The 24,680-nt window shown below is 70.6% G+C and carries 21 protein-coding genes, 2 tRNA genes and 2 pseudogenes; 14 read left to right on the top strand and 11 right to left on the bottom strand.

Translation table 11 applies throughout. The annotated features are described in order from the left end of the window. Nucleotides 1-626: 626 nt before the first annotated feature. Nucleotides 627-1,157, bottom strand: a complete 531-nt coding sequence (locus AQJ91_RS17685) for a GntR family transcriptional regulator (protein WP_107122468.1) — start codon at nt 1,155-1,157, stop codon at nt 627-629. A 171-nt stretch (nt 1,158-1,328) separates the two neighbouring features. On the opposite strand from AQJ91_RS17685, the gene AQJ91_RS17680 reads away from it, so the two are divergent. The 8 genes from AQJ91_RS17680 (at nt 1,329) to AQJ91_RS17645 (ending at nt 7,386) form a co-directional block, all read left to right on the top strand. After that, nucleotides 1,329-1,688 carry a hypothetical protein gene (locus tag AQJ91_RS17680; protein WP_067022182.1) on the top strand — a complete coding sequence of 120 codons (360 nt, stop codon included), beginning with the start codon at nt 1,329-1,331 and terminating at the stop codon, nt 1,686-1,688. Beyond that, nucleotides 1,685-1,972, top strand: a complete 288-nt coding sequence (locus tag AQJ91_RS17675) for a hypothetical protein (protein WP_067022180.1) — start codon at nt 1,685-1,687, stop codon at nt 1,970-1,972. The genes AQJ91_RS17680 and AQJ91_RS17675 overlap by 4 nt, the downstream gene beginning before the upstream one ends. An 11-nt stretch (nt 1,973-1,983) precedes the next feature. Further along, entirely contained in the window at nt 1,984-3,387 is a 1,404-nt protein-coding gene (locus AQJ91_RS17670; RefSeq protein ID WP_324618011.1) for an FtsK/SpoIIIE domain-containing protein, read from the top strand. Nucleotide 3,388: 1 nt separating this feature from the next. Then, the gene (locus AQJ91_RS17665) at nt 3,389-3,574 is read left to right on the top strand and encodes a hypothetical protein (RefSeq protein WP_067022178.1); all 186 of its coding nucleotides are present in this window, start codon (nt 3,389-3,391) and stop codon (nt 3,572-3,574) included. A gap of 51 nt (nt 3,575-3,625) precedes the next feature. Further along, a complete protein-coding gene (locus tag AQJ91_RS17660; RefSeq protein ID WP_067022176.1) occupies nt 3,626-4,345 on the top strand; it encodes a DUF2637 domain-containing protein in 720 nt (239 codons plus the stop codon). Nucleotides 4,346-4,493: 148 nt separating this feature from the next. Then, on the top strand, nt 4,494-5,981 hold the full coding sequence (locus tag AQJ91_RS17655; protein ID WP_067022174.1) for a replication initiator: 1,488 nt from the start codon (nt 4,494-4,496) through the stop codon (nt 5,979-5,981). Continuing rightward, nucleotides 5,978-6,160, top strand: coding sequence for a helix-turn-helix domain-containing protein (locus AQJ91_RS17650; RefSeq protein WP_053560287.1), 183 nt, complete (start codon nt 5,978-5,980; stop codon nt 6,158-6,160). The genes AQJ91_RS17655 and AQJ91_RS17650 overlap by 4 nt, the downstream gene beginning before the upstream one ends. Continuing rightward, the gene (locus AQJ91_RS17645; RefSeq protein ID WP_067022172.1) at nt 6,160-7,386 is read left to right on the top strand and encodes a site-specific integrase; all 1,227 of its coding nucleotides are present in this window, start codon (nt 6,160-6,162) and stop codon (nt 7,384-7,386) included. Before AQJ91_RS17650 ends, AQJ91_RS17645 begins: the two co-directional genes overlap by 1 nt. Nucleotides 7,387-7,451: 65 nt before the next feature. Here the strand turns inward: AQJ91_RS17645 and AQJ91_RS53630 are convergent, their stop codons facing one another. From AQJ91_RS53630 to AQJ91_RS17630, 3 genes are all read right to left on the bottom strand, one after another. After that, on the bottom strand, nt 7,452-8,261 hold the full coding sequence (locus AQJ91_RS53630; protein ID WP_159054594.1) for a PASTA domain-containing protein: 810 nt from the start codon (nt 8,259-8,261) through the stop codon (nt 7,452-7,454). 318 nt (nt 8,262-8,579) lie between these two features. Beyond that, nucleotides 8,580-8,652 (bottom strand) — tRNA-Arg (locus tag AQJ91_RS17635). A 198-nt stretch (nt 8,653-8,850) separates the two neighbouring features. Then, a tRNA-Ser gene (locus AQJ91_RS17630) sits at nt 8,851-8,941 on the bottom strand. 250 nt (nt 8,942-9,191) lie between these two features. Here AQJ91_RS17630 and AQJ91_RS17625 point away from each other — a divergent pair. From AQJ91_RS17625 to AQJ91_RS17615, 3 genes and pseudogenes are all read left to right on the top strand, one after another. Next, entirely contained in the window at nt 9,192-9,710 is a 519-nt protein-coding gene (locus AQJ91_RS17625) for an SSI family serine proteinase inhibitor (RefSeq protein ID WP_067022166.1), read from the top strand. 271 nt (nt 9,711-9,981) lie between these two features. Beyond that, nucleotides 9,982-14,361 carry a hybrid sensor histidine kinase/response regulator gene (locus AQJ91_RS17620; RefSeq protein WP_079085031.1) on the top strand — a complete coding sequence of 1,460 codons (4,380 nt, stop codon included), beginning with the start codon at nt 9,982-9,984 and terminating at the stop codon, nt 14,359-14,361. 341 nt (nt 14,362-14,702) lie between these two features. Then, nucleotides 14,703-15,765: pseudogene (locus AQJ91_RS17615) on the top strand (MFS transporter). A 146-nt stretch (nt 15,766-15,911) separates the two neighbouring features. Here AQJ91_RS17615 and AQJ91_RS17610 read toward each other — a convergent pair. From AQJ91_RS17610 to AQJ91_RS17580, 7 genes are all read right to left on the bottom strand, one after another. Beyond that, a complete protein-coding gene (locus tag AQJ91_RS17610; RefSeq protein ID WP_407696868.1) occupies nt 15,912-17,567 on the bottom strand; it encodes a long-chain fatty acid--CoA ligase in 1,656 nt (551 codons plus the stop codon). 221 nt (nt 17,568-17,788) lie between these two features. Further along, on the bottom strand, nt 17,789-18,412 hold the full coding sequence (locus AQJ91_RS17605; protein WP_079085030.1) for a superoxide dismutase family protein: 624 nt from the start codon (nt 18,410-18,412) through the stop codon (nt 17,789-17,791). Nucleotides 18,413-18,605: 193 nt separating this feature from the next. Further along, the gene (locus tag AQJ91_RS17600; protein ID WP_067022161.1) at nt 18,606-19,163 is read right to left on the bottom strand and encodes a SigE family RNA polymerase sigma factor; all 558 of its coding nucleotides are present in this window, start codon (nt 19,161-19,163) and stop codon (nt 18,606-18,608) included. A gap of 146 nt (nt 19,164-19,309) precedes the next feature. Beyond that, nucleotides 19,310-20,476 (bottom strand): lipid-transfer protein, encoded by a 1,167-nt coding sequence (locus tag AQJ91_RS17595; protein ID WP_067022159.1) that lies wholly within the window; start codon nt 20,474-20,476, stop codon nt 19,310-19,312. Next, a complete protein-coding gene (locus tag AQJ91_RS17590; protein WP_067022157.1) occupies nt 20,473-20,868 on the bottom strand; it encodes a MaoC family dehydratase in 396 nt (131 codons plus the stop codon). The genes AQJ91_RS17595 and AQJ91_RS17590 overlap by 4 nt, the downstream gene beginning before the upstream one ends. Beyond that, a complete protein-coding gene (locus tag AQJ91_RS17585; RefSeq protein ID WP_067022557.1) occupies nt 20,865-21,770 on the bottom strand; it encodes a bifunctional MaoC family dehydratase N-terminal/OB-fold nucleic acid binding domain-containing protein in 906 nt (301 codons plus the stop codon). The genes AQJ91_RS17590 and AQJ91_RS17585 overlap by 4 nt, the downstream gene beginning before the upstream one ends. 277 nt (nt 21,771-22,047) lie before the next feature. Beyond that, nucleotides 22,048-22,374: a hypothetical protein gene (locus AQJ91_RS17580; protein ID WP_067022155.1), complete on the bottom strand. Its 327-nt coding sequence runs from the start codon at nt 22,372-22,374 to the stop codon at nt 22,048-22,050. Between the two features lie 377 nt (nt 22,375-22,751). Between AQJ91_RS17580 and AQJ91_RS17575 the strand changes: the two genes are divergently transcribed. From AQJ91_RS17575 to AQJ91_RS55650, 3 genes and pseudogenes are all read left to right on the top strand, one after another. Continuing rightward, a complete protein-coding gene (locus AQJ91_RS17575; protein WP_067022153.1) occupies nt 22,752-23,618 on the top strand; it encodes a bifunctional DNA primase/polymerase in 867 nt (288 codons plus the stop codon). 69 nt (nt 23,619-23,687) lie between these two features. Beyond that, nucleotides 23,688-24,119, top strand: coding sequence for a hypothetical protein (locus AQJ91_RS17570; protein ID WP_067022151.1), 432 nt, complete (start codon nt 23,688-23,690; stop codon nt 24,117-24,119). A 77-nt stretch (nt 24,120-24,196) separates the two neighbouring features. Further along, nucleotides 24,197-24,680, top strand: a pseudogene (locus AQJ91_RS55650) (DinB family protein); the annotation flags it as partial.

Here is a 24,680-nt window from a genome sequence, read left to right as displayed (position 1 = left end):
AGCGAGTGCGGGAGGTCAACCAAAGATGGGGAAGTGGCATGGATCACAGAAACGGGGGTCGCACCGATGCGGATTTCGACACCCCTATAGGCGATCCCGGAGGGACCGAGCCGGGCAACATAGCACCGAAGTGCCGGTTACCCAAACCGGCGATTCTCCGGACTATTGATGCTCCTGGCCGACGACTGGAAGGACGAGTGGCGTGCGCGCGCGGAATCGCGATTTCCCGCCTGCGGGGACGCTGACGAAATCGAAGGACGGATTCAGCCCGTCCGACGGGAGCGCGGCGCCGCAAGCCTCGTACGTGTCTGGTCCGGCCGGTAGACCTGTCGCAACAACCTCGGTGACGGGTTGCCGGGTGGTCCGGGCAAGCCCCGATCCTGTGGCACATGGCCGCTGGGCAAGCCTTCGGGCAAGCCCCCGGCGGTTGGGTGAGGACAACACGAAACAACGGCGCGCCAGTGAACGGGGAGAGATGACCGAGCAGATACCCAGCACAGGAAAGGAGCTGATCGACATTCACAACCGGGAGTCGGCGGAGATGGCCGCACTAGTTCGCGAGATGACGGCCACCGTGGCAAGGCTCGGCCGTGAAGCGAGGGAAATGCGAGAAGAAGTCACGCGGCTCAGGAACGCGGCGACTGCTGTGCCTTCTTCAACTCCTCGAACTCTCGGCGAAGTTCCTGATGCTCGGCGCTGAGCGCTCTGATCTCGTCGCGCAACGCGGTGAGCATGTCGGCGAGGGAGGGATCGGCGACGTTCGAGCCGCCGGCCTTCCCCTCGCCAGAGTCACCGAGAGGAATCGTCTCGCCGGGTGGCCAGGCACGGGTGGAGCTGTCGGCGGCCTCCTCGGCGGGGGCCCCGGTCGAGTTCCGGAGGTACCAGGCGGGCGCGGTGTAGTCGACACCGGTGCCTTCGAAGTCACTGACGAAGCTGCCCCGGCCCTGGATGGTGTAGATCAGCCCTTCCTCCCGGAGCACCCCGAGTGCGCTGCGGGCGGTCATGTTCGCCACCCCGAAGCGCTCCTGCAACTCGCGGTAGGAGGGGAGCTGTTCGCCCGGCTTATAGCGGCCCGCCTTGATCTCGCGCCGGAGCTCGTCGGCCGCGTGCTGATAGGGCGGCCGACGGTCGGGCTTAGCAGAGCTAGCAGGCGTCATAGCTATCAGGGTAGCGAGATCTAGCTGCCCTAGCACACCCATCTGACATACGCACACCTATAACCCAACCCACCTAGCACCCTCTACTCACTTGACACTGCTAGGTGAGCGATGTTCTATTGATCACGCCCCGCCACCTGGCGGAGCACCTACCGAAAGGACGTAACACCCATGGCTCGTATCCGTGTTGGCCTGCTCCCGTCCACGTCGTTCATGGTCGGCAACATGGCGGTTCCGAAGTACTCGGACGCCGAGAAGACCCAGTTCGCGACCGACCGTGAGACCGGCGCGAAGCTGTTCACGGTCACGCTCTTCCTCATGGAGGAGGACCGGGCGGAGGCCATGAAGGTCACCGTTCCGGAGACCGGTCTCCCCAACGGCCTCAAGCCCGGCGTGCCGGTCATCCCGGTGGAGCTGTTCGCCACCCCGTGGGCCCGGATCTTCAACGGGTCGCTCTCGGACGGCATCGCGTACCGCGCGGACCGTCTTGACCTGGTCGGCGGCTCGGCCCCGGCCACTGAGACGGCGTGAGCGGCACCGACCTCTTCCGCACCGGCCGCGACACCCAGCTTCACAGTGTCGCGGCGGTGTGGGAGAGCGCTGGCTTTCCACCCGCATCGGCTCTTCGCCATGCGGAGATCTGCCTGACTCTCGCCGGTCACGACGACAGGGACCGCCTCATCGCGGCGATGTGGGCGAACCACGGCTTTCCGCCTGCTGACGCGGTCCAGCGCGCGGAAATCTGCCTGATCCTCGCTGCGCCAACACCCTCAGCAGGCACCCGAAACCGGAAGCGAAAGAAGGAAGCGAAGTGACCTTGAACGACGTGACTGAGGTGATGGGCTACGCCCCCGCTCTGGTCGGGGTGGGTCTGGCTGGCATCGCCGTGTGGGCACTGCTGTGGGTGGTCCGCTACCTGCGGGCCGACGCCATGACCCGGCAGTCGATCCGGCAGGCCGTTCGGGTTCGGCGGACGTGGAAGCGGCTCGCGCAGATGCTGAACCTGTCGGCCACGGACAAGATGCCGACCGCCATGGCATCGCTGGCCAGCACGGACGGCAAGCCGATCAAGCCGCGCGTCCTGGTCCCGGCCCTGAAGGTCACGCATGACGCGTACGGGGTGATCGCGCGGGCGGGCTGTCTGCCGGGCGTCGGTCTGGCGGAGTTCCAGAAGGCCGCCCCCTACCTGGCGGACGCCTGGCGTATGACCCGTGTGTCGGCGCTGCCAGGGGACAGGCCCGGACACGTCGTGTTGCGCGGGGTGCGCGTGGACCCGCTGATCACGCCGACCGTTCATGTGCCCACCGGACGCCCTCCGGAGGAGTACGCGAAGTGGGAGCTGGGGGTGGACGAGTACGGCATGCCCGTCTTCGTGCCCCTCAAGGAAGTGCCCGGGGTGGCGGTCGGCGGTCTGCCTGGCTTCGGGAAGACCTCGTGCGTGAACCGGCTGGTGTGTGACTGGGCGCCCTCGCCGGCCGTTCAGTTCGTCTTCTTCGACGGGAAGGTCTCCCACGCCTACGAGGGCGACTACGCCGACCTCGTACACCGGGCGTTCGCCTTCTGCGGAGACGACTTGGAGGAAGCGAACAAGCTGTTCAAGGAGCTGGTGGAGCTGCGTCGCGCCCGCTCCGCGAGCATCCGCAGCGTGCTGGGCAGGAAGAACATGTGGCACGTCGGCCCCTCGGCTGACTGGCCACTGGTCGTCATCGTCATCGACGAGGCCCACACCTACTTCCGCGACCACAAGGGCTCCGACCCGGTCACCAAGCGGCTGGCCGCGCTCGCGGCAGACAACGCCCGCCTCGTGGAGGACCTGGTCAAGAAGGGACGCTCAGTCGGCTTCCTGACCCTGCTCACCACGCAGAAGACCACCGGGGACGCCATCCCCACCTTCATCCGCGATGTCTGCCCGGTCGGCCTGTCCTTCGCGCAGAAGACCGCCGACGCCGCCGTGGCCGCCCTCGGCGACGACATCCGGGAGTGGCCCGACGCGAGCCCGGTCAACCTCCAAGACCCCGCGTACGTCGGTGTCGCGGTCATGTCCCAGCACGGCCGCCCCGGCTTCATCCGCATCCGTACCCCCTACGTCGCCGACGAGGACGCCGCCCACGTCGCCGCAGAAACCTGCCACCTGGTGCGCCACCCGGCCCGGCTCCTGGAGGACTTGACCGGACAGGACGTCGTGGACCTCACCAAGAACGACCCTGAGCCCCCGTCCATGGCGGCCTGACATGCGCCGCGTCGTGAGGATCTACATCCAGCACATGCGCAAGGCGATCACTGGCGGGGACCTCGACCGCGCCGGTCGGATCGGCATCGCCGCGTACCGCGTCGCCAACACCCACGAACGCCGGGTTCTGGAGACCTACCTCGGCCCGAACGCTGCTCACATAGCCGACCTCGCCCCGAAGCCCTGACCCAACCCCACCCAGCTCCCCCACCGACACCGCGAAAGGAGGTGAACCCCCATGAGTGAGGACCGGATCACCCAGCGCACCGTGACCGTGGTCATGGGCATCATCGCCCTCCTGGCGTTCGTCTTCTCCTTCGGCAACGTCTGGGCCCTGGCCCTGCGCCTGGGCGTCCCCGCCCCCATCGCACCGCTGATCGCCCCCATGGTCGACCTGTCCGTGGTCGGGCTCCTGGTGGCACTGCGCTACCTGTCCTTGCGCGGCGTTCCGCCCGAGCAGATGAAGGCGGCCACTCGCCTGATGCACGTCTCCGGCCTGCTGACCCTGGCCCTCAACGTCGCCGAACCCGTCGTCGCCGGACACTACGGCCGCGCCGCCATCGACGCCGTAGCACCCCTGCTCCTCCTCGGCTGGGGAGCGGTCGGCCCCCAGCTCCTCCGCTCGTTCCACGCGGTCGCCGCCCATACAGCCGAACCGGCGCACGCCACCGAGACGGAAGCGGCCCAAGAGCCCGCCCCGGCCCCCGCCGAGCCCGCGCACGTCACGGCGACTGCCCCGCCCGTCACACCGGAACCGACCCCGGCCCCAGTCGCTCCGCGCACCGCTCCGACTCCGGTCGCGCCTGCGGTCAAGGTCCCCGAACCGCTGTTGACCGAAGCACGTTCCATCGCGGCATCGCACCACGCCGAGCACGGAGAAACGATTACTCCGGCCCAGCTCAAGATGCGGCTCGGCATCGGCCTCCCCATGGCCACGGCACTCCACGCCGCCCTGTAGAGCCGCGCTCTCCCCGCCGGCCTTCCGGCACTTCCCACCCTCGCCCACTCCTGGGCCCGACCTGCCATGCCTGCGGGCAGCAGCCCGAGCGCTGATCGCTGCTGCCCGCAGGTCCCACCCTCACGCCAGAAGGGAGACCCCGCCACCCATGCGCCGCCCCCTCGACCTGCGCCACGTGATCAGCCCCGGCCTGCGGGACCTGATCGAACTGGCCAACACCCACGACTTCGACCGCGTCACCGAACAGGTCCGCGACCTGCACGGCTGCACCAGCCCCGTCAACCTCCACGGCTGGACGGTCACCACCGACCAGACCACCAAGGAAGTAGTCCGCTCCTACCGCTCCGAAGACGAACCCTCCGGACGCCTGCTGACCACCTGCGGCAACCGCCGCTCCTCCCGCTGCCCCGCCTGCTCCCGCGTCTACGCCGCCGACACCTACCACCTCATCAAGGCCGGACTGTCCGGCGGCAAGAACGTCGCCGAAACCGTCCGCGACCACCCCCGCGCCTTCGTCACCCTCACCGCCCCTTCCTTCGGCCCCGTCCACAACCGCAAGACCGACAGCACGGGCAAGGCCCGCTCCTGCGGCTGCGGCGCCCATCACGCCGAGGACGACCCGGCGTTGGGCACTCCGCTCGACCCGGCCACGTACGACTACACCGGCGCCGTGCTGTGGAACGCGCACGCCGGACAGCTCTGGGCACGCTTCATCACCTACCTGCGCCGCGCCCTGGCCGAACACCTCGGCATCACGCAGAAGGCACTCAACGCCGCTCTGCGCGTCTCCTTCGCCAAGGTCGCCGAGTACCAGAAACGCGGCCTGGTCCACTTCCACGCCGTGATCCGCTTCGACGGACCCGACGGCCACACCACCGAGCCCCCGCCCTGGGCCACTTTCGACGCCCTGAGCGCCGCCGTGGGCTTGGCCGTCGAGCGCGCCCGACTCACCATCGCCTCCGACGCCATCGGCGAACGCGTCATCGCCTGGGGCAACCAGTACAAGGTCGACCCCATCACCGCCCTGGGCGACGGCGAACTCACCGACGCCAGGGTTGCCGAGTACACAGACGCCAAGGTCGCCGGATACGTCGCCAAGTACGCCACGAAGAACGCCGAAGGGGCGGGCACTGTGGACCGCACCCTGATGTGCCGCCCCTGCACCGGACGCGGCTACGTACGCGGCCCCGACGGCTTCCACGACCGGTGCGCCGACTGCGACGGCACCGGACAGGCCGAACCCATCAAGGCCCTGCCCATCCAGCAGCACGTACGACAGATGATCCGCACGGCATGGGACCTGGGCCACCTGCCGGAGTTCGCCCACCTCAAGCTCTGGAAGTGGGCTCACATGCTGGGCTTCCGCGGCCACTTCTCCACCAAATCCCGCGCCTACTCCACCACCCTCGGCGCCCTCCGCGACGTACGCCGCGCCTGGCGCCTCGCCCAGGCCGAAGCCGCCCGTGCCCGCGCCGGCCACCCCACCACCGACGAGAACACCACCCTCGTCACCGCCTCCTCCTGGACCTACCTCAGCAGCGGCTACCGCCCCGGCGAAGAACTCCTCGCCGCCCAGGTCCGCCACGACATCGCCAACACCCAACGACTCAAGTACGAAGGGCTGGTGCCTGCATGACGACCGCCGTGCTCACCGTGGACCAGGTCGCCGAGCGTCTCGGCATCAGCCGCTGGAAGGTCCACGACCTGATCCGCTCGCGCGAACTCGCCTCCTTCAAGATCGGCCGCTGCCGCCGTATCAGCGAGTCCGCCGTGCACGCGTACATATCCCTCCAGACCGAACAGGAAGCTGCCTGATGGCCACGTCGAAGAAGAACGCCAACAACGAGGGCACCATCTACCAGCGCAAGGACGGCCGTTGGGAGGGCAGTGCGTACGTCCTGACGACGGACGGCACGTACAAGCGGCGCAGCGTCTACGGCAAGACCTGGGACGAGGCGCACGAGAAGCTGACCAAGCTCAAGGCCGACTCCCTCAACGGCCTGCCGGTCGCCACCAACAAGATGACGATCGCCGAGTACCTGACGTACTGGCTGACGAACGTCGCCAAGGGCAAGGTCCGCAGGACGACCTACGTCAACTACGAATCCCTCGTCCGCAACTACGTCACCACGGAGTTCGGCAAGAAGAAGCTGGTCCGGCTCACCGCTCGCGACATCCGCGCCTTCCTCGCGAAGACGGCGGTCACCTGCCAGTGCTGCGCGCAGGGCAAGGACAAGAAGCGGCCGGAGCACAAGCGGCGCTGCTGTGCCCTCCGGAAGTGCTGCAAGAAGCTCCCGTCTGACCGGACCGTGCGCTTCCTTCTGGTGATCCTGCGTGCCGCTCTCCAGCACGCCGTACGCGAAGACGAGTTGCCCCGCAACGTGGCCCGGAACGTGGAGCTGAGCATGGGAACCAAGCGCGAGATCGAACCGCTCACCGCCAAGGAGGGGCGTCAGCTTCTGGCGGCGGCCCGGGACAACCGACTGTGGGCCGCGTACGAACTGGCGGTGCGTATCGGCCTCCGGCGCGGTGAGCTGCTGGGGCTGCGCTGGTCGGACGTGGACCTTCACGAAGGCGTGCTCACCGTTCGGCAGGCCCTACAGCGCGTCGGCGGTGAACTGCTGATCGTCGCGCCGAAGACTCAGCGCTCGGCTCGTCGCGTGGCCCTGCCCGCCGAGTGTGTGACCGCGCTCCGGGCCCAGCGCGCACAGCAGATCGCCGACCGGAAGGGCGCGGGGGAGAACTGGAAGGGCACGGGCCACGGCCTCGTCTTCACCACCAAGAACGGGACCCCCATCGAGCCGCGCAACCTGAACCGCTCCTTCGAGGTGCTGTGCGCCCGCGCCGACGTCCGCAAGGTCCGCTTTCACGACCTGCGCCACACCTGCGCGTCACTCCTCCACGAGCAGGGTGCCGACGCCCGCATGATCATGGAGATTCTTGGTCACAGCTCGATCCGGGTGACCATGGACATCTACACCTTCGTGCGACTCGACTCCCAGCGCTTGGCATTCGACCGCGTCGGGGACGCCCTGAGGTAGATAAGACCGCTCACTCCGCCTACGAGGGCCCGCGCCAGAGCAACATTGGCGCGGGCCCTTGCGTTCTACCGGCAGCCTCCGGGCGGACACGGGTTGTAGCAACCGCCAGGCGGGCATCCACCCTTATCACCGGGGTAGTAGTCCTCCTCGCTGCTACCGCTGTCCCCACTGCTGCTGTCGTCTTCAGACCATCCGTCGTCGGGGTCGACGTAATCGGGGTCGACGTAGTCCGGATCGTTCGTGGGGTCCTTGTAAAGCCCCTTCGACGACGGACACGCCTCGCCCTTCTCCACGGCGTGCAGGGTGACATCTGGTTCATACGGCAGGGCAGTCCCAGCCTTGACGCTCTGGAAGCACACCTTCCAGTTCGCGTAGTCACCATCTTCGTTGTCCGTGTCGTAGGCCGCCTCGTCCTCGTAGGCGGCCTCGATGGCTACCTCACCGACGGCATCCCCCAGCTTCTCCACTGCCTTGGCGTACGTGGTGCCCTTCACGTTCGGCATCTTGGGCCAGGGAATGCGTCGACCATCCTTCTTCGGGCACGGCGCCCCGTCGGGCACGGCAGCGAAGTCGACCTTGCTCAAGGTCGCTTTCTCAAAGCACACCGTCCAGTCCCCGCTTGGGACCTCGTTCTGATTGCTGGCGTCGTGGACCGCAACGCTCAACCCGCTCTGCCGTGCTCGCTCTGAGGCGCTGTCGACGTTCTTCCCGACCTGACTCCCAGCCGGGCCCGGAGTGGCCGTAACAGTGACCGTCGCACCCGGCGCCGCCGCCACGTCCTCACAGTCGTCGCCACAAGAGCTGAGTAGCAGCAGGAGCAGCACCACGGCCAAAGCGCTTACGCCGCTGAACCATCCCTTTTCACCTCTAGTCATTGCCAATGCGGTGATACCCCCCTGGTTCACATGATCGATCCCCGGGAGCCCCACCGGGGGTGCGGGACTGCCGTCCAGCCGAGGCATCCGCCAGAAGGACGACGTGCGCACGCCACCTTCAGCAGCGGCCAGGCCATGATGATCCGCGCGTATCGGGTTCTATCGGAATGAGAGAGGTGATGGCAACAGATGGGACGAAAGGCGACGGTCCGAAGCGCTTGCCCTGTCACCGTGCGATCCAGGGTTGCCGTCAAACACTGCCGTCAACGCAAAAGCCAGAGGCCCTGTGGATCACTCCACAGGGCCTCTGGTCTGCTGTGCACTCGGCAGGATTCGAACCTGCAACCTTCTGATCCGTAGTCAGATGCTCTATCCGTTAAGCTACGAGTGCTTGTCTTGCTTTCCCGCCGCTCCCGGCCCTTCTGGCCCGCTCGCGGCGACAGGAAGAACATTACATGACTGCCGCCGCCATGTGAAATCCGTTTCCCATACCCCTTGTGACCTGCAGAAACGGCCCTCACGGCCACCGCTGCCAGCACCGCCAAAACACCGAAGCCCCGGTCGGGTGACCGGGGCTTCGGTGATCGCGCGGAGGCGGAGGGATTTGAACCCTCGATGGGCTTTAAGACCCAAACCGCATTAGCAGTGCGGCGCCATAGACCGGACTAGGCGACGCCTCCAGCACAACCGCCCGCGCGAGCGCGAGTGGTGCGTGCAGATGATGACACAGTCGAGCGGGGTGTCACCAATCGGCCTCTACGGTACTAGGCAGGCGGGCCGCAGGGCAAAGCCCTTCCTCGGGCGTCGCCGATCTTGAAGCCGGACTGCGAGCCGGCCCTCGAGCCGGCCCTCGAGCCGGCCTTCAGGTGGGTCGCCGCAGTGGGGCGGGCCCGCGCGCAACATCCGGTGGGCCGCGGCGTTAGTCAGGTCATGTTGCAGGTCACCCGTTCCACTCGCACCGCCCGTATCCCCCGCGCCCGTCGCCTTCGGCGGTTCGTCGTCCTCGCCGGCGTCGTCTGCTCCTCCGTCGCACCCGGCCTCGCGCACGGCGTCGCCTACGCCCAGGCCGCCCCCCTCGGCCTCACGCCCCTCCGCCTCGCGCCGCCGTCCGGCGACCACCTCACCGTCACCGTGCGGAAGGCCGGCGATGGCGCCGACGGGACGTTCGAGCTGTACTGCCACCCGGGCGGGGGCAGCCACCCCGACGTCGGTGGGGCGTGCGCCGCGCTCGACCGGGGGACCGAGTGGGGCAGGAACGCCTTCGCTCCCGTACCGCGAGGCAGCATGTGCACCATGCAGTACGGCGGGCCGGCCACCGCCCATGTCACCGGGACCTGGGTCGGGCGGCCCGTCGATGCCACGTTCGACCGGGGGGACGGATGCCGGATCGCCCGGTGGGACCGGCTCGTGCCGCTGCTGCCCGATCTACGGCCGCGAGGATGGTCCTGAGGAGAGGCGCGAGCTCCGGCAACGAGGCTGGTGAGCGGTCGTACAGGCGGCTCGCGGGGGAGACATCGGGGCCGTAAAAGTGTCGCGGAGGTCTCGCGAAGCCGTAAGACGCGGTCATACGTTCTGCATCACTTCGTCGTGCGACCTCCCTCTCATCCGGCGTCGCGAGCGCAACCTCAGCCCTTAGACTCCCTCGCGTGACACGCTGCGGGCCGGTTGGCAAGATGGCCCGAGCGGTCCGGAAGGTGCGGTAACAGGGAGGAAGCGTCTCGTGAGCAGCAGGCCATCCCGAGGCGCTGCTCGCCTCGCAGCCATACTCGACGCGCTTCCCGATGCGTTGGTACTGGTCAACGCCAACGGGACCGTCGTCAACGCCAACACCATCGCCCTGGAGGCCTTCGAGACGCCGGGGACCGCTCTGGTGGGGCGGGGGCTTCTTGATCTGCTGCCGCATTTCGACTCCAAGCTCATTCCGGGTTCGATGCGGCGGCCCGATCACATGGACCCGCGGGGCCGGACCAAGCCGACCCGGATGATCGCCCGGCGGACCGACGGGACCGAGTTCCCGGTCGAGGTCACGTCCGCGAATCTCGAGAACGGTCAGCAGGCCTACGACAATTACGGCTACAGCAGCGACGAGCTGCTGATGCTGGTCGTACGGGACCTGACCGGCACCGTGGACACCGAGGCCGAGCTGGCCCGTTCGCAGCGGCAGACCGAGATGATCCTGCGGGCCGCCTCCGAGGGTGTGGTCGGGACCGACACCGACGGGCGGATCGTGCTCGTCAACCCGGCCGCCGCTCAGATACTGGGGTATCGGGCCAGTGACCTGGGCGGGCGCGAGCTGCACGACCTCGTGCTGCACTCCCGTCCGGACGGCACGCCCTTCCCGTACGAGGAGTCCCCGCTCGCCGACACCCTGCGCTCGGGGCGCAAGCACCGGGTGCGCGGGCAGGTGCTGTTCGCCAAGAACGGCGACAAGCTGCCGGTCGACCTGACGACCGCGCCCGTGCGCGACGGCGACCAGCTCGTCGGCGCCGTGATGACCTTCACCGACCGGCGGCCGTACGACAGCCTCGCCGAGGAGAAGGCCACCGCCGACAAGCGTCACGAGGAGGAGCTGGAGCGGCTCTCCGAGGAGCACGCCTCCGAACTCACCGCGCTGCGGCAGAAGCATGTCACCGAGGTCGAGGAGCTCCAGGAGCGGCACGAGGAGGAGCTCGCCGCCGGTGAGGAGCGGTACGCGGCCCTCGGGGAACGGGAGAAGGACCGGTTCGAGGCCCTCGCCGGGCGGCACGAGCAGCTCCTCACGCTGCTCGGGCAGTCCCTGCGCGGGCCGCTCGACGAGCTGCGGCGTGACCTGTCGGCCCTCGCCGCCGACGACGCCGGGCAGCTGTGGCCCGAGGCCAACCAGGTCCTGCACCACCTGTCGGCCGGGTACTCGCGGATCACGACCCTCATCGACAACGTCCTCGGCTATCAGCGCCTCGACACGGGGGCGGAAACCGTCTCGCGTACGAAGGTGATGCTCGACGCCGTCGTCGCCGCCGGTGTCGAGGGGGCCGTCGAGCTCATCGGGCCGGGGCGGGTCCAGTTCGCCGTGCACGCGCCGCCCATCGAGGCCGAGGTCGACCCGCAGCGCCTGTCGACCGCGCTCGCGCATCTCATCGCCGACGTGGCGGGAGTCGACGCGACCGGCAACTCGCCCGTGTCCGCGGGCGGTTACATGGACAACACCGTGGTCGTCGCCGCAGCTCAGCGCGGTGAGGGCGTACGGATCGAGGTGCGCGGGCCGTACGCCGGGGGAGACCCCGTGCACCAGCCGATCGTGCGCGGGATCGTACGCGCCCACGGTGGTGTGCTGCAGACGCACGAAGTGCCGGGGATGAGCGGCAGCGCGTACGTCCTCGAAGTGCCGATCGGGGGTGGGGCGGGGGCCGTTTCCGCCGCTCCGGCCGCTCCCGCCGCTCTGGAGGCGGCCGGCTCCGGCGACGCGACCGACGGCGCCGGTGGCGGGCGGCGGCGGGCCCGGCGCTCGTCCGTGGACGCCTTCCTTGAGGGTGAGGTTCCGGGTACGGAGGTCGCGGCTGTCGGCGGTTCCGAGGCCGAGGGTGCCGCGCCCACCGGGCGGCGCCGGAGGCGTGCGGCCGCGCCCGCTCAGGAGCCCGTGCAGGCCGACGCCGGTGAGGCGTCGGGCGGTACCGGGCGGCGGCGTGGACGGCCGGCCGAACTCGGCAGCGGTGACAGTGGCGGTGGCGGTGGCGGTGGCGGTGGCGGGGACGACGTCGCCGAGGGCGCCGTCATGACGGCCGCCGAGCATGCCGCCGGGACCGCGGCCGTCGGGACGGGGCTCGGCGGGACCGTGCCGCCCCAGGGCGTGCCCGCGCCCGGTGGACGGCGGGCCCGGCGCGACGGCGGGGAGCAGCACGCCCTGCCGCCCGCGCTGCCCGCGGCGGGTCAGCCCACGGCCGCCCCAGCCGCCTCTGCCACCTCAGCCGCCTCGGCCGCCGAGAACCCGCAGCAGCCGACCGGGCGGCGCCGCCGTGCGCTGGCCGCCGCGAACGAGCGCAGCGCGGCTCAGGAGGCGGCGCCCCGTACGGTGTTCGCCCTGCCGCCTGCCGACGCGGACCGGACGGTCGAGCCCGTCGCCGACGTGGCTGCCCCGGACGGGCCGACGCAGACGCCCGCACCGGCTCCGATGTCTGCTCCCGCTCCCGCTGCGGCTCCGGCACCCGTTCCCGTTCCCGTTCCGGCTCAGGCCGTCCCCTTCGACGATGGCCGGCACGATGCCGTGCCGCCGGACCAGGCCGACGACCACACCCCGCCGCAGCCGCATCCCACGAGCGCACCCACCGGCCGACGCCGACGAGCCGTGGGCCAGCCCGCGCAGGAGGCGGCCGGGGAGACCGGTGTGCCGGGCGGCGCGCCGGTGGAGGCCGCGGGCGCCCAAGGCGTGCCCCCGCAGGGGACCGTGGAGCAGGGCATCCAGATGGCCGTGCCCGGGCAACCGGTTGCCGTAATGCCCTCCCAAGGGCAACCGGTTTCCGTGCCGACGGCTCCCGGACAGATTGTCCCGGCGCAGGCCGTTCCCGCGCAGGCCGTTCCCACACAGCAGACGGGCCAGGCACAGGCGCAGGCCACGGGCGCCTCCCAGGCAGGCCTGCCCGCCCAGGCTCCCGCCCCGCAGCCGCTCCCCGCCGACGCGGCCCCGGGCGCTCCGGGCACCCCCGCGCAGGGCACCCCGGCCCCGCGGCCGTGGCCCGCGGCCAACGACACCTCCGGCGCCGGGACAGCCGTACCGCCGAACGGCGCCGCCACCCCCGTACCACCGCATCCGAACACCCCCCAGCCCGCACCGGCCCCGCAGCCCGGGCAGGGCACGCCCGCCCCGGGCACCCCGCTGTCGGCCGAGGCCGCGGCGGCCGCCCAGCAGCGCGCTGCCCAGCCGCTCCCGGCTGAGGCGGCCGTGCCCGTCGACCCGAACTCGACGCAGGGCCGGGCGATCAGTGTGCGGACGTTGGGGCAGGGGGTGCCGTTCACGCGGCAGGCGGCGCAGGTGCAGCATCCGGGTCAGGCGTCGGCCACGCCTCCCCCGCATCAGACGAGTGGCGGGCGTCGCCGCAAGCTGGGCACGCCCCCCGACCCGGCCACCCGGCAGGGCTCGGGGGCGGAGCAGGCTGCCCGGCCGCATCCGCCCGCCGAGCAGCCCGCCCCCGCGGCGCCGCCGCAGCCCCAGCCCCAGCCGTCGCAGCCTCAGCCGTCGCTGGCCGGGCAGTCGCGGCTGGCGCCGATGACCGAGGGCGCCGGACGGTCGTACGCCATAGGCGCACCGGACGAGAACGCCGCCGAGGGGCCCGAACCGCTGGACGGTCCCGGCGGCGCCGTCGAGATCGCCGACACCCCGCGCCCGCAGCCGATGGACGACGAGCTGCCGCCGGAGCCGCTGGACAACCCGCGGCGGCTGCTGGTGTGGCCCGCGCCGGACGTGACCACGCAGCAGGCGCTCAGCGATCGCGGCTACCGGCCGGTCATCGTGCACTCGCGGGAGGAGGTCGACGCGCAGATCGCCGCCTTCCCGGCCGCGCTGTTCGTCGATCCGCTGACCGGGCCGATCACGCGGACCGCGCTGCAGTCGCTGCGGCAGGCCGCCGTCGCGGCCTCGGTGCCGGTGATGGTGACGGCGGGGCTCGGACAGGCCTCGCGGGAGGCGGCGTACGGCGCCGATCCCGCCGTTCTGCTGAAGGCGCTCGCGCCACGGGACAGCGAGCAGCATCCGCCGCGTGTCCTGCTGATCGAGGAGCACGCGGAGATCGCGCTGGCGCTGACCGCGACGCTGGAGCGGCGTGGGATGCAGGTGGCGCGGGCCGCGAGTGACGCCGACGCGGTGACGCTCGCCGGGCAGTTCCGGCCGAACCTCGTGGTGATGGACCTGCTGCAGGTGCACCGGCGCCGGGCCGGGATCGTCGACTGGCTGCGCGCTAACGGCCAGCTCAATCGCACCCCGCTCGTCGTCTACACCGCCGCCGTCGACCAGGCCGACCTGCCGCGGCTGGCGTCGGGCGAGACGGTGCTGTTCCTCGCGGAACGGTCCACCAGTGGTGAGGTGCAGGCGCGGATCGTGGACCTGCTGGCGCGGATCGGAACGAATTAGCGGTCCGGGACCGGAGTCAACTGACGGTCCCGGGTCGGAACCAACTGGCGGTCCCGGGTCGGAACCAACTGGCGGTCCGGGGCCGGAACCATACAGCGGTCCCGGATCGTTCAACGGGCGGCCGCCCCCACTACGGGCGGTCGGCTCCCACACTTCCTGCGCTCAGCGTGCGACGAGCCGCCGCGCCGCCTCCCTGACCGAGGCGCGCAGGCGCTCGTGGTCGGTGTCCTCGCCACCCGCCACGTGCGCTTCACCTGCGGGACGACGTCGGCCCAGTTGGCCAGCGCGATGAGCAGGAAGAGCAGGTCACGGGCCGGGATCGCGTCGCTGACGACGCCCCGCTGCTCCCCCTCATCGCCCACGACTTCGGCTCGACCCGCTCGGCCGTGGCCAAGGTCGCCTCGGTCGCGCAGTTCGGCTACGCCGCCGGTCTGCTCCTCTTCGCCTCGCTCGGTGACAGCGTCAACCGGCGCCGGCTGGTCACGGTCCTCTCGCTGGTCACGACGGCCGCGCTGCTGGCGTGCGCCGCGGCCCCCGGGACCGCCGCCCCTCGCCGCCGCCGTCCTCTGGCCTCCGCGGCGACCGTCGTCCCCCGGCTCCTCGTCCCGCTCGTCGCCGAACGCGCCCCCGCCGAACGCCGCGCCCGCCACGTCGCCACCGCCATCGCCGGCCTGTTCACCGGCATCGTCGCCCGCGTGGCCGGCGGACTGATCGGGCAGGCCTTCGGCTGGCGGGTGGTGTTCGTGGGCGCGGCCGCGCTGACGGCCGTACTGGGACTGGCGACCTCGCGCGTCCTGCCCACGGAGGCGCGACGCCGGGAAGGCCGCCTCTTCTCGGGCCTCGCGGCCCTGCCGTCGGTCGTCCGCAGCTCACCCGACCTGTGGCGCGCGTGCGTACGGCAGGCCGGGATGTACGGCGCCTGGAGCGCCCTTTGGACCTCGCTGGCGCTGCTGCTGACGGGGGAGCCGTACGGCATGTCCACCGCCGCGGCCGGGCTGTTCGGCCTGTGCGGGCTCGCGGCCGCGGTCGTCGCGCCTCTCGCGGGCGGGCTGTGGTGGACCGCTTCGGCGCCGCCAAGGTCGTACGGTCCGCGTATCTGCTCGCCGCCGTGTCCGTACCGCTGTTCTGGCTGGGCGGGCATGCCCTGGCAGCCCTGTGCGCGGCCGCGCTCACGATCCACGCGTGCCCTGGTCGCCTCCCACGTCGCCAACCAGACCCTGGCCCTGACCACCACATCCACCCCCGCGACCGCCAACCGCCCACGTGGTGGCCGGCTTCGCGGACGGCGCCCTGGCCTCGGCGCTGGCGGGGGTGGCGTTCGGCGCGTGGGGGTGGGATGGCGTGGTCGGGGTTGCTGGGGTGTGGCTGGCGCTCGGGTGTGTGACGACCGTCGTACGGCGGTGACGGCTTTGTTCGTACGACGGTGGGCGGCCGTCCTCGTACGACGGGGACGGCCGCTTTCGTACGGCGGTGGCGTCGGCGTACGCCGGGCAGCGTCCGTGGGACACGGGGAGCCGCCCGGCGTCAGCCTCTGTGCGTCGGAGCCGGGTTCAGAGCTGGGTGACGTCCAGGTCGCCCTCGGCGTACTGCCTGCGCAGCACCTTCTTGTCGAACTTGCCGACGCTCGTCTTCGGCACCGCCGCGATGACTGTCCAGCGCTCCGGGAGCTGCCACTTGGCGATCTTCCCCTCGGCGGCGAGGAAGGCGCGCAGGATCTCGAAGTCGGTGGTGGCGCCCTCCTTGAGAACGACGGTGGCCAGCGGGCGCTCGCCCCACTTGTCGTCGGGGACGGCGACGACGGCGGCCTCGGCGACGTCCGGGTGGGACATCAGCGCGTTCTCCAGCTCGACCGAGGAGATCCACTCGCCGCCGGACTTGATGACGTCCTTGGCGCGGTCGGTGAGGGTGAGGAAGCCGTCGGGGGAGATCGTCCCCACGTCTCCCGTCTTCAGCCAGCCGTCCTCGCTGAACTTGTCGGCGGGGCGCATCGGTTCGCCGTCGGGGCCGTTGTAGTAGGCGCCCGCGATCCAGGGGCCGCGGACCTCCAGCTCGCCGGCGGACTCGCCGTCCCAGGGGAGGCGCTCGCCGCCGGGGCCGGTGAGCCGGGCCTCGACGCTCGCCGGGAAGCGGCCCTGGGTGAGGCGGTAGGCGAACTCCGCGTCCGTGCCGACGACATGGGCCGGCGGGCGGGCGATCGTGCCGAGCGGGGAGGTCTCCGTCATGCCCCAGGCGTGACAGACCCGCATGCCCAGCTTGTCGAACGCCTCCATGAGCGAGGGCGGGCAGGCCGAGCCGCCGATGGTGACCTGAGTGAGGGAGGAGACGTCGCGCGGCCTGGCGGTGAGCTCGGCGAGCAGGCCCTGCCAGATGGTCGGCACGGCGGCCGCGTGCGTCGGCTTCTCCCTCTCGATCATCTCGGCGAGGGGCGCGGGCTGCAGGAAGCGGTCCGGCATCAGCATGTTCACGCCGGTCATGAAGGTGGCGTGCGGCAGACCCCAGGCGTTGACGTGGAACTGCGGGACGACGGCGAGCGAGGTGTCCTGGTCGGTCAGGCCCATCGACTGCGCCATGTTGACCTGCATGGAGTGCAGGTAGACCGAACGGTGGCTGTACACCACGCCCTTGGGGTCGCCGGTGGTGCCGGAGGTGTAGCACATGGCGGCGGCCTGGCGCTCGTCCAGCTCCGGCCAGTCGTACGTGGTCGGCTTGCCGGCGATCAGGTCCTCGTACTCGTGCACCTGAACGGAGGCGGCCGCGAGGGCGGAACGGTCGCCCGGCCCCGACACGACCACATGCTCGACCGTCTTGAGATGCGGGAGCAGTGGGGCGAGCAGGGGGAGGAGCGAACCGTTGGCGATCACGACCCGGTCGGCCGCGTGGTTGACGATCCACGCCAGCTGCTCGGGCGGGAGACGGAGGTTGAGGGTGTGCAGGATCGCGCCCATGGAGGGGATCGCGAAGTAGGCCTCGACATGCTCGGCGTTGTTCCACATCAGGGTCGCGACCCGGTCGTCGCCCTCGACCCCCAGGTCCTCGCGCAGGGCGTGGGCCAGCTGGGCCGCGCGGGCGCCGACCTCGGCGAAGGAACGGCGGTGCGGGTCCGCCTCACCGGTCCAGGTGATCACCTGCGATGTGCCGTGGATCGTCGACCCATGGGTCAGGATTCTCGAGATCAGCAGCGGTACGTCCTGCATCGTGCTCAGCACGGCGTTCCTCCCGGGGCGACATTGCCTACGCGGCGGTAATGACTGCGCTGATTCTGCGCACATACCAGGCGGTATGTCACTAAGCCTGGGTGATCGATCAGCCGACGTTAAGCACCACGACAGCCCAGGAACGAACAAACCGCAGCTCAGGTTCCCTACGAGCATCCCCAGCCGCTCTGCCGGGCGGGGGCCCGGAGGGGGTGCCTCCGGGCCCGGAGCTCCTACTCGAACGCCACGTTGACGCAGGCGAGGCGCGCACCGGCCGTGCCGGCGTGGCCCTCGTGCGTGGCAGTGGCCATCTCGTGCAGCACCACGGAACGCGCCCCGCCCTCGCGGAACCGCCAGTCCACGGTGGCTATGGACCGGTCCGAGCCGTCCTTGTTGGTGGCCAGGTCCAGCCACACCTCGTTGTCCGGGTTGGCGAACGCGGGGTCGACCGAGGGCTTCGTCGGGTCCTGCTGATCCTGGTAGTGCGGCCCGGCGTCGGTGGGCAGCGCGCCGCACGGCTTGGTGTGGACGTGTGCCCCGTATGCGCGGTCCGCCATCAGGTCCCGCAGGCGCAGCTCGATACGCGTCCCGCCGTCGCGGCGCAGCTCCTCCTTCACCTGGACTCGGGCGTCCTCCGGCACCAGCGCGGTGTTGTAGGTCACCGCCTGAGCCGTGGCCGCCTCGCTCACCGGGGAGAACGTCGTCTTGACGACGACCTTGCGCACGGGAGCCTTGGAGTTCCGCGGCTCGGTTGCTCCGGCGGAGGCCACCAGACCGACCCCGATGGCGACGGCGACGGCGCCGGCCATGGCGGCCAGGATGCCTTTGTGCTGGGCGGTGAACTTGTGCTTGGGCATGGCGAAACTCCGAGATGGGGGGTGGCAGAGAGAGATGCCCCGAGGGGCGTTGTGATCACTCGAACGGTATAGCGGAGGCAAGGCCACCAAGGAGCTTCTACCGAAGGGTACGGAGGAAGTTTCGTGAAAGTTCAAGTTTTTCGGGGGCTGTTGCCGGTCGAGGGCCCGCCACCCGGGGCCCAGTGCCCGCCCGCTACCGGGCCAGTACCAGCTCCGGGTCCTCGCGCAGCTTGCCCAGCGCCCGTGACACCGCCGACTTGACCGTCCCCACTGACACCCCGAGCACCTCGGCCGTCTGGACCTCGCTGAGATCCTCGTAGTACCGCAGGACGACCATCGCCCGCTGGCGCGCCGGCAGCTTCATGATCGCGCGCCACATCGCATCGTGCAGCGCCTGCTGCTCCGCAGGGTCGTCGCCGCCGAGCACGGGCTCCGGCTCGGGCAGCTCGTCGCAGGCGAACTCGTCGACCTTGCGCTTGCGCCACTGCGACGTCCGCGTGTTCAACAGCGCCCGGCGCACATAGCCGTCGAGCGCACGGTGGTCCTCGATCCGCTCCCAGGCGACGTACGTCTTGGTGAGCGCGGTCTGCAGCAGGTCCTCCGCGTCGCTCGGGTTCGCGGTCAGCGACCGGGCGGTACGCAGCAGCACCGGCTGGCGGGCCCTCACGTACGACGAGAACGACGGGTACGCCAGGGTCTGCGCCCTTGAACTGGCGGCGTGGGAAGCGCTGGTGCAGACGGGTGTGGTCATGGCTCCACGCTATGAGCGGGCCCCACTTCGGCGGATCGGCCGGAGGTGCCGAAGCGCCGTCCCCCTCAGGTTGTAGGGGTGGGGCTGGCTCCACCTCCTGGAGGTGGAGGAGAGGGCGACCTCTACTGCGGGATTACCCCTGGGGGTCACCCGTCCGCAGTAAGGACCAGCCCCGATGTCGGCACCCCTGTCCCCGCCGTCACCAGCACCCGCCCCGCCCCCGGTATCTGGTTCACGGACGTGCCCCGCACCTGTCTCACCCCTTCCGCGATGCCGTTCATCCCGTGCAGATACGCCTCCCCGAGCTGCCCGCCATGCGTGTTGACCGGCAACCGCTCCTCCGCCATGAAGTCCGCCGCCTCCCCTTTCCCACAGAACCCGAACTCCTCGAGCTGCATCAGCACGAACGGTGTGAAGTGGTCGTACAGGATCCCCACGTCCATCTCCCCCGGCCCCAGCCCCGCCGTCCGCCACAGCTGCCGGGCCACCACGCCCATCTCCGGCAGACCGGCGAGGTCGTCCCGGTAGAAGCCGGTCATCTGCTCCTGCCCCCGGCCGGCGCCCTGGGCGGCCGCCGCTATGACGGCCGGCGGGTGGGGCAGGTCGCGAGCGCGCTCGGCGGAGGTGACGACCAGGGCCTGGCCGCCGTCCGTCTCCTGGCAGCAGTCCAGCAGGCGCAGCGGCTCCACGATCCAGCGCGAGGCGGCATGGTCGGCGAGGGTGATGGGTCTGCCGTGGAAGTACGCCGCCGGGTTGGTCGCCGCGTACTTCCGGTCGACGACGGCCACCTGCCCGAAGGCCTCCGGGGTGAGCCCGTACGTGTGCAGATACCGCTGGGCCGTCATCGCCACCCACGAGGCGGGCGTCAGCAGTCCGAACGGCAGGGTCCAGCCGAGCGCCGCGCCCTCCGCCGACGGCTCCCGGCGCTGCACCCCCGAACCGAAGCGTCGGCCCGACCGCTCGTTGAAGGCGCGGTAGCAGACCACCACCTCCGCGACCCCCGTAGCCACGGCGAGCGTCGCCTGCTGGACGGTCGCGCAGGCCGCCCCGCCGCCGTAGTGCACCCGGGAGAAGAAGGACAGCTCGCCCATCCCACAGGCCTGGGCCACGGTGATCTCCGGGCTGGTGTCCATCGTGAACGTCACCATCCCGTCCACGTCCCCCGGCGTCAGCCCCGCGTCGTCCAGCGCGGCCCGCACCGCCTCCACGGCCAGCCGCAGCTCGCTGCGCCCCGAGTCCTTGGAGAACTCCGTGGCCCCGATGCCGACGATCGCCGCGCGGCCGGCGAGGGCATCCCGGGTACGCACGCTCATCCCGCACCCCCCGCCGGGACGGCGACCGTCACGGTGCCGGTCACATGTCTGCCGATGCCGTTCGCCCCCGCGATCCGGACCGTCGCCGTATCGCCGTCGACCTCCTCCACCTTGCCCGTCAACACCATGGTGTCTCCTGGATAGTTGGGCGCTCCGAGCCGTATGGCCACTCTGCGCAGGACGGCTGTCGGGCCGAAGTGGTCGGTGATGTAGCGACCGACCAGGCCGTTCGTCGTCAGGATGTTCATGAAGATGTCGGGGGAGCCCTTCTGCCGGGCGAGCTCCGCGTCGTGGTGCACGTCCTGGTAGTCGCGTGAGGCGATGGCCCCGGCGACGATCAGCGTGCGGGTGATCGGCACCTCCAGCGGCGGCAGTTCGTCACCGGCCCTCATACGACCTCCTCCTCGGCGCGCCAGACCGGCAGCACCAACTCCTCGTCGTACTCCTGGAATTCGAGCCGCACCGGCAGCCCGATCCGCACCTTGTCGTACGGCACCCCCACGACATTGCCGATGATCCGCACGCCCTCCGTGAGCTCGATCAGTCCGACCGCGTACGGAGGGTCGAAGGCGGGGAACGGGGGGTGGTGCATCACGACGTACGAATAGACCGTGCCCTCGCCGATCGCCTCGACCGTGTCCCAGTCGAGGCAGCCGCAGGCGTTGCAGCCGGGCAGCCAGGGGTGGCGCGGGGTGCTGCAGCCTGTGCAGCGCTGGATGAGCAGTCTGCGCTGCCGGACGCCCTCCCAGAAGCCGGCGTTGTCGCGGTTGACGACCGGGCGGGGGCGCGAGGGCAGCTGCTGCTGGTCCGGCCGACGTTCGGGAGCGTATTTGAGGATGCGGAAGCGGTGGGTGCCGGCGAGGTCGGCGCCGACTCTGATGTCCATCCGCGTGGTGACGAAGTACCCGGTCCCGAGCTTTGTCGTCTTCTTCTCCGACACCGACTCGATCACCGCGTCGAAGGTGATCTCGTCGCCGGGCCGCAGGGGCCGTAGATACTCCTGCTCACAGTCGGTGGCGACCACCGAGGTGTAGCCCGCGCCGTCGAGCAGGCCGAGCAGCTCGTCGTAGGCCCGCGCGCGGCCCTCGTGCCCGGAGAGGCCGCCCATGGTCCACGCCTGGAGCATGGCGGGCGGGGCGATGGCGTCCGGGCCCGCATACGCGGGGTTGGTGTCACCCATTGCCTCGCACCAGTGCCGGATCATGGGCGCGTTGACGGGATCCCTGCCCACGCCGGAGACGGCGGACGGCCGCCCCTCGTAGGCCTTCAGCAGCTTTCCCAGGTCATCCGTCACAGCCGCCCCCTCGTGCTCGTCGTCCTCGTCGGCCCGTGCCGCATCGCACTGACACTTCTGGTACACCGCAGCCGCCGGTCCGGTTCCCACGATCTCCGCGAGAGTTTTCTGACTGTCCGTCAGATCTTATGCACTGTCAAGGCGGTGTCCGCGCACGCGAAAACGCCTGCGCGGCGGTACCGAAGTACCGCCGCGCAGGCGCGTTACACCCCACAGAGCACACCCACACAGGAGGGAGGGGGCCGGCGCCGGAGCACCTGGCGCCGACCCCCTCGGCTCACCACCACAGCGGGGTGAAGTTGATGGACGTGTTGTCGTTGCCCTGGTTGATGGCCGTGAACGCAGAGCCGTTGACCTGGGCGGTGTCGCTCTGGTTCGAGGCACCGGCGCCGACCGCCTGCTGCTGCGTGGTGGACGAGTTGCCGTTGTTGTCACCGCCGACGCCGCTGCCGACGATGCCCGCCAGTGCACTCGTCGCGGTCGCGGTCGATCCGTCGTCCGCGATCGCGCCGTTGTCCGCCGCCGCGACGCCGGTGAAGAGCGCGACCACGAGCGGAAGGGCGGAGACGGCGGCGATGACGCGGGCGGTACGGATGCTTGCCATGTTGTTCCTCCAGAAAAGGTACGCACCGGCTTCCTCGCCGGACGCACAAGAAGTGCATGAAATACGGCTTCTGCCCAGGCAGTTGGCCGACCGCCTCGGTGTGGTGCACGACGTCGCGAGAACAGAGTTGCCCACCGAATCCCCGGCGAACCACCCTGAAAGCCTCGATTCGCCCCCAAGCGTGAGGCAAAGTGGATAAACCCCTTTACTCACCTTCATCCCCACCTCAGGGGCAGGACCGGCAACTCACCCCCAAGCCCCACAAGAGGCGAAGCGTTCCGGCATATTTCCAGCCAATCTCCCCGAGCGGCGCGTCACCCGGCGGGTCACAGTCACACCCCCTTCCCTTTTTCGAACATACGTACGAACATGGAGGCATGGCCACCACCGACCGGCAGGCCACGACGCTGGCCCTCGCACACGCCCTGTCAGCCGCCGAACGCGGACTGGCCGTCATCCCCCTGTCCCGGACGAAGCTCCCGGCCCTGCGCTCCCCACACCGCGACAACCCCGACCCCGACCCCTGCCACGGCGAGTGCGGCCGCTTCGGCCACGGGGTCTACGACGCCGCCACCGCCCCGGCCCGCATCCGCGAACTCTTCGCGGCGGCCCCCTGGGCGACCGGCTACGGCATCGCCTGCGGCCTGCCCCCGCACCACCTGATCGGCATCGACCTCGACACCAAGTCCGGTACGGACTCCTCGGCCGCCCTGCGCGAACTGGCCCTGCGACACCTGTTCACGATTCCGCCCACGGTGGTCGTCCTGACCCCCAGCGGCGGCCGCCACCTGTGGCTGAGCGGCCCGCCGGACGTCGTCGTCCCCAACTCCGCGGGCAGGCTGGCCCCCGGCATCGACATCCGCGGCGCCGGCGGCTACCTAGTCGGCCCCGGCTCCCGCACCGACCACGGCGTCTACAGCACCGCGCCCGGCACGGCACACCTCGCCCCCGCGGTCTGCCCGCCCGCACTGCTCCGCCTGCTGCTCCCGCCGCCCCGCACCCACCACCCCACGCCCCCGTCGGCCGGCGACCACGGCCAGGGCCTGGTCCAGTTCGTCCTCGCCGCGCACGAGGGCCAGCGCAACACCCGCCTGTTCTGGGCGGCCTGCCGCGCCTACGAGAACGGCATCGGCCCCGCCCTCGTCGACCCCCTCGTCGACGCCGCCCTCAACACCGGCCTGACCGAACGCGAGGCCCGCGCGACGATCGCGTCGGCGGCACGCATGACAGGCCACCGGCCGTAGTAGCCGAGGCCGCCGAACCACCCGTAAAACCAGAGGAGTCCGATGCCGGGTCGCCCTAAGGTGCCCACCATGTCCCTGACCCGCGTAGTCCTGTCCTCCGGCCGTTCGATCGACCTCTCCGAACTGCGGATCTCCTCGACGTACGGCGGAATGCTCGAGGGCTACCCCTGCAAGCCGGTCAACGACATGAAGATCAAGGGCCTCCTCCACACCGCCGAGCGCGCCTTCCCGGCCACGCCGGTGCACCTCGTGCCGCCACCGCGTGAGTATCCCGACCAGTACGCCGGTGCGTTCGGCCCGGTCGAGGTGCTGCCGCCGGTGGCCTGTGTCGGCGCCTTCCACTCCACGGCACGCGACCGGGACCACGATCCGGTCCTGTACCGCTCCGCCCTCACCGTCATCTGGTTCCAGCCGACGCCGGAAGTGCCGTCGGGATGCGACGCGGAGGCGGCGCTGCGGGATGTCGCTTGGGAGGAGCTGGCTCAGGACTACGAGCTCTAACGACCCCGGCGAACTCTGGCTGCCTCCGGCGGAGAAACCCTTTTCCCGACGCTGAACCGTTGTGCCAGGGGCACCCGATGACCACTCCCCGACGTGACCTTCTGCGCTGGCAGTTCGACCTCACCTGGCCGCTGTTCGAATACCACCTCGACCGGCTCGAACCGGAGGACTTTCTGTGGGAACCGGCTCCCCACAGCTGGACGGTCCACCGGACCGCCGACGGCACCTGGGTGCCGGACTGGGCGGAGACGGAGCCCGACCCCGTTCCCGTGCCGACCATCGCCTGGGTGAGCTGGCACATCGGCTGGTGGTGGAGCGTGGCCACCGACCACCTGCACGGCCGCCCGCCCCGGGACCGCACGGACATCACCTGGCCCGGCGACGGCCCTCGACCGTCGCCTGGCTCCGCGCCCTGCGCACGGACTGGCTGACGGCCCTGGACGCCCTCACCGACCCGGACCTCGACGCCACGGCCTCGTTCCCGTGGCCGGCGGATCCGCAGTACCCCGTCGCCCACATGATCGGCTGGGTGAACGCCGAGTTGTTGACGCTCTCCCCCCT

It is taken from the genome of Streptomyces dysideae, assembly GCF_001514305.1.
In the GTDB taxonomy this organism is placed as follows: Bacteria; Actinomycetota; Actinomycetes; order Streptomycetales; family Streptomycetaceae; genus Streptomyces; species Streptomyces dysideae.
The sequence above is the reverse complement of the archived record's forward strand: the minus strand, read 5'-3'. Positions and strand labels throughout refer to the sequence as shown.

Coding starts and splice junctions, on each gene's coding strand:
- AQJ91_RS17685 (WP_107122468.1), bottom strand. CDS start 1,157: ATGACGCCTGCTAGCTCTGCTAAGCCCGACCGTCGGCCGCCCTATCAG.
- AQJ91_RS17680 (WP_067022182.1), top strand. CDS start 1,329: ATGGCTCGTATCCGTGTTGGCCTGCTCCCGTCCACGTCGTTCATGGTC.
- AQJ91_RS17665 (WP_067022178.1), top strand. CDS start 3,389: ATGCGCCGCGTCGTGAGGATCTACATCCAGCACATGCGCAAGGCGATC.
- AQJ91_RS17660 (WP_067022176.1), top strand. CDS start 3,626: ATGAGTGAGGACCGGATCACCCAGCGCACCGTGACCGTGGTCATGGGC.
- AQJ91_RS17655 (WP_067022174.1), top strand. CDS start 4,494: ATGCGCCGCCCCCTCGACCTGCGCCACGTGATCAGCCCCGGCCTGCGG.
- AQJ91_RS17650 (WP_053560287.1), top strand. CDS start 5,978: ATGACGACCGCCGTGCTCACCGTGGACCAGGTCGCCGAGCGTCTCGGC.
- AQJ91_RS17645 (WP_067022172.1), top strand. CDS start 6,160: ATGGCCACGTCGAAGAAGAACGCCAACAACGAGGGCACCATCTACCAG.
- AQJ91_RS53630 (WP_159054594.1), bottom strand. CDS start 8,261: ATGACTAGAGGTGAAAAGGGATGGTTCAGCGGCGTAAGCGCTTTGGCC.
- AQJ91_RS17625 (WP_067022166.1), top strand. CDS start 9,192: ATGTTGCAGGTCACCCGTTCCACTCGCACCGCCCGTATCCCCCGCGCC.
- AQJ91_RS17605 (WP_079085030.1), bottom strand. CDS start 18,412: ATGCCCAAGCACAAGTTCACCGCCCAGCACAAAGGCATCCTGGCCGCC.
- AQJ91_RS17600 (WP_067022161.1), bottom strand. CDS start 19,163: ATGACCACACCCGTCTGCACCAGCGCTTCCCACGCCGCCAGTTCAAGG.
- AQJ91_RS17595 (WP_067022159.1), bottom strand. CDS start 20,476: ATGAGCGTGCGTACCCGGGATGCCCTCGCCGGCCGCGCGGCGATCGTC.
- AQJ91_RS17590 (WP_067022157.1), bottom strand. CDS start 20,868: ATGAGGGCCGGTGACGAACTGCCGCCGCTGGAGGTGCCGATCACCCGC.
- AQJ91_RS17580 (WP_067022155.1), bottom strand. CDS start 22,374: ATGGCAAGCATCCGTACCGCCCGCGTCATCGCCGCCGTCTCCGCCCTT.
- AQJ91_RS17575 (WP_067022153.1), top strand. CDS start 22,752: ATGGCCACCACCGACCGGCAGGCCACGACGCTGGCCCTCGCACACGCC.
- AQJ91_RS17570 (WP_067022151.1), top strand. CDS start 23,688: ATGTCCCTGACCCGCGTAGTCCTGTCCTCCGGCCGTTCGATCGACCTC.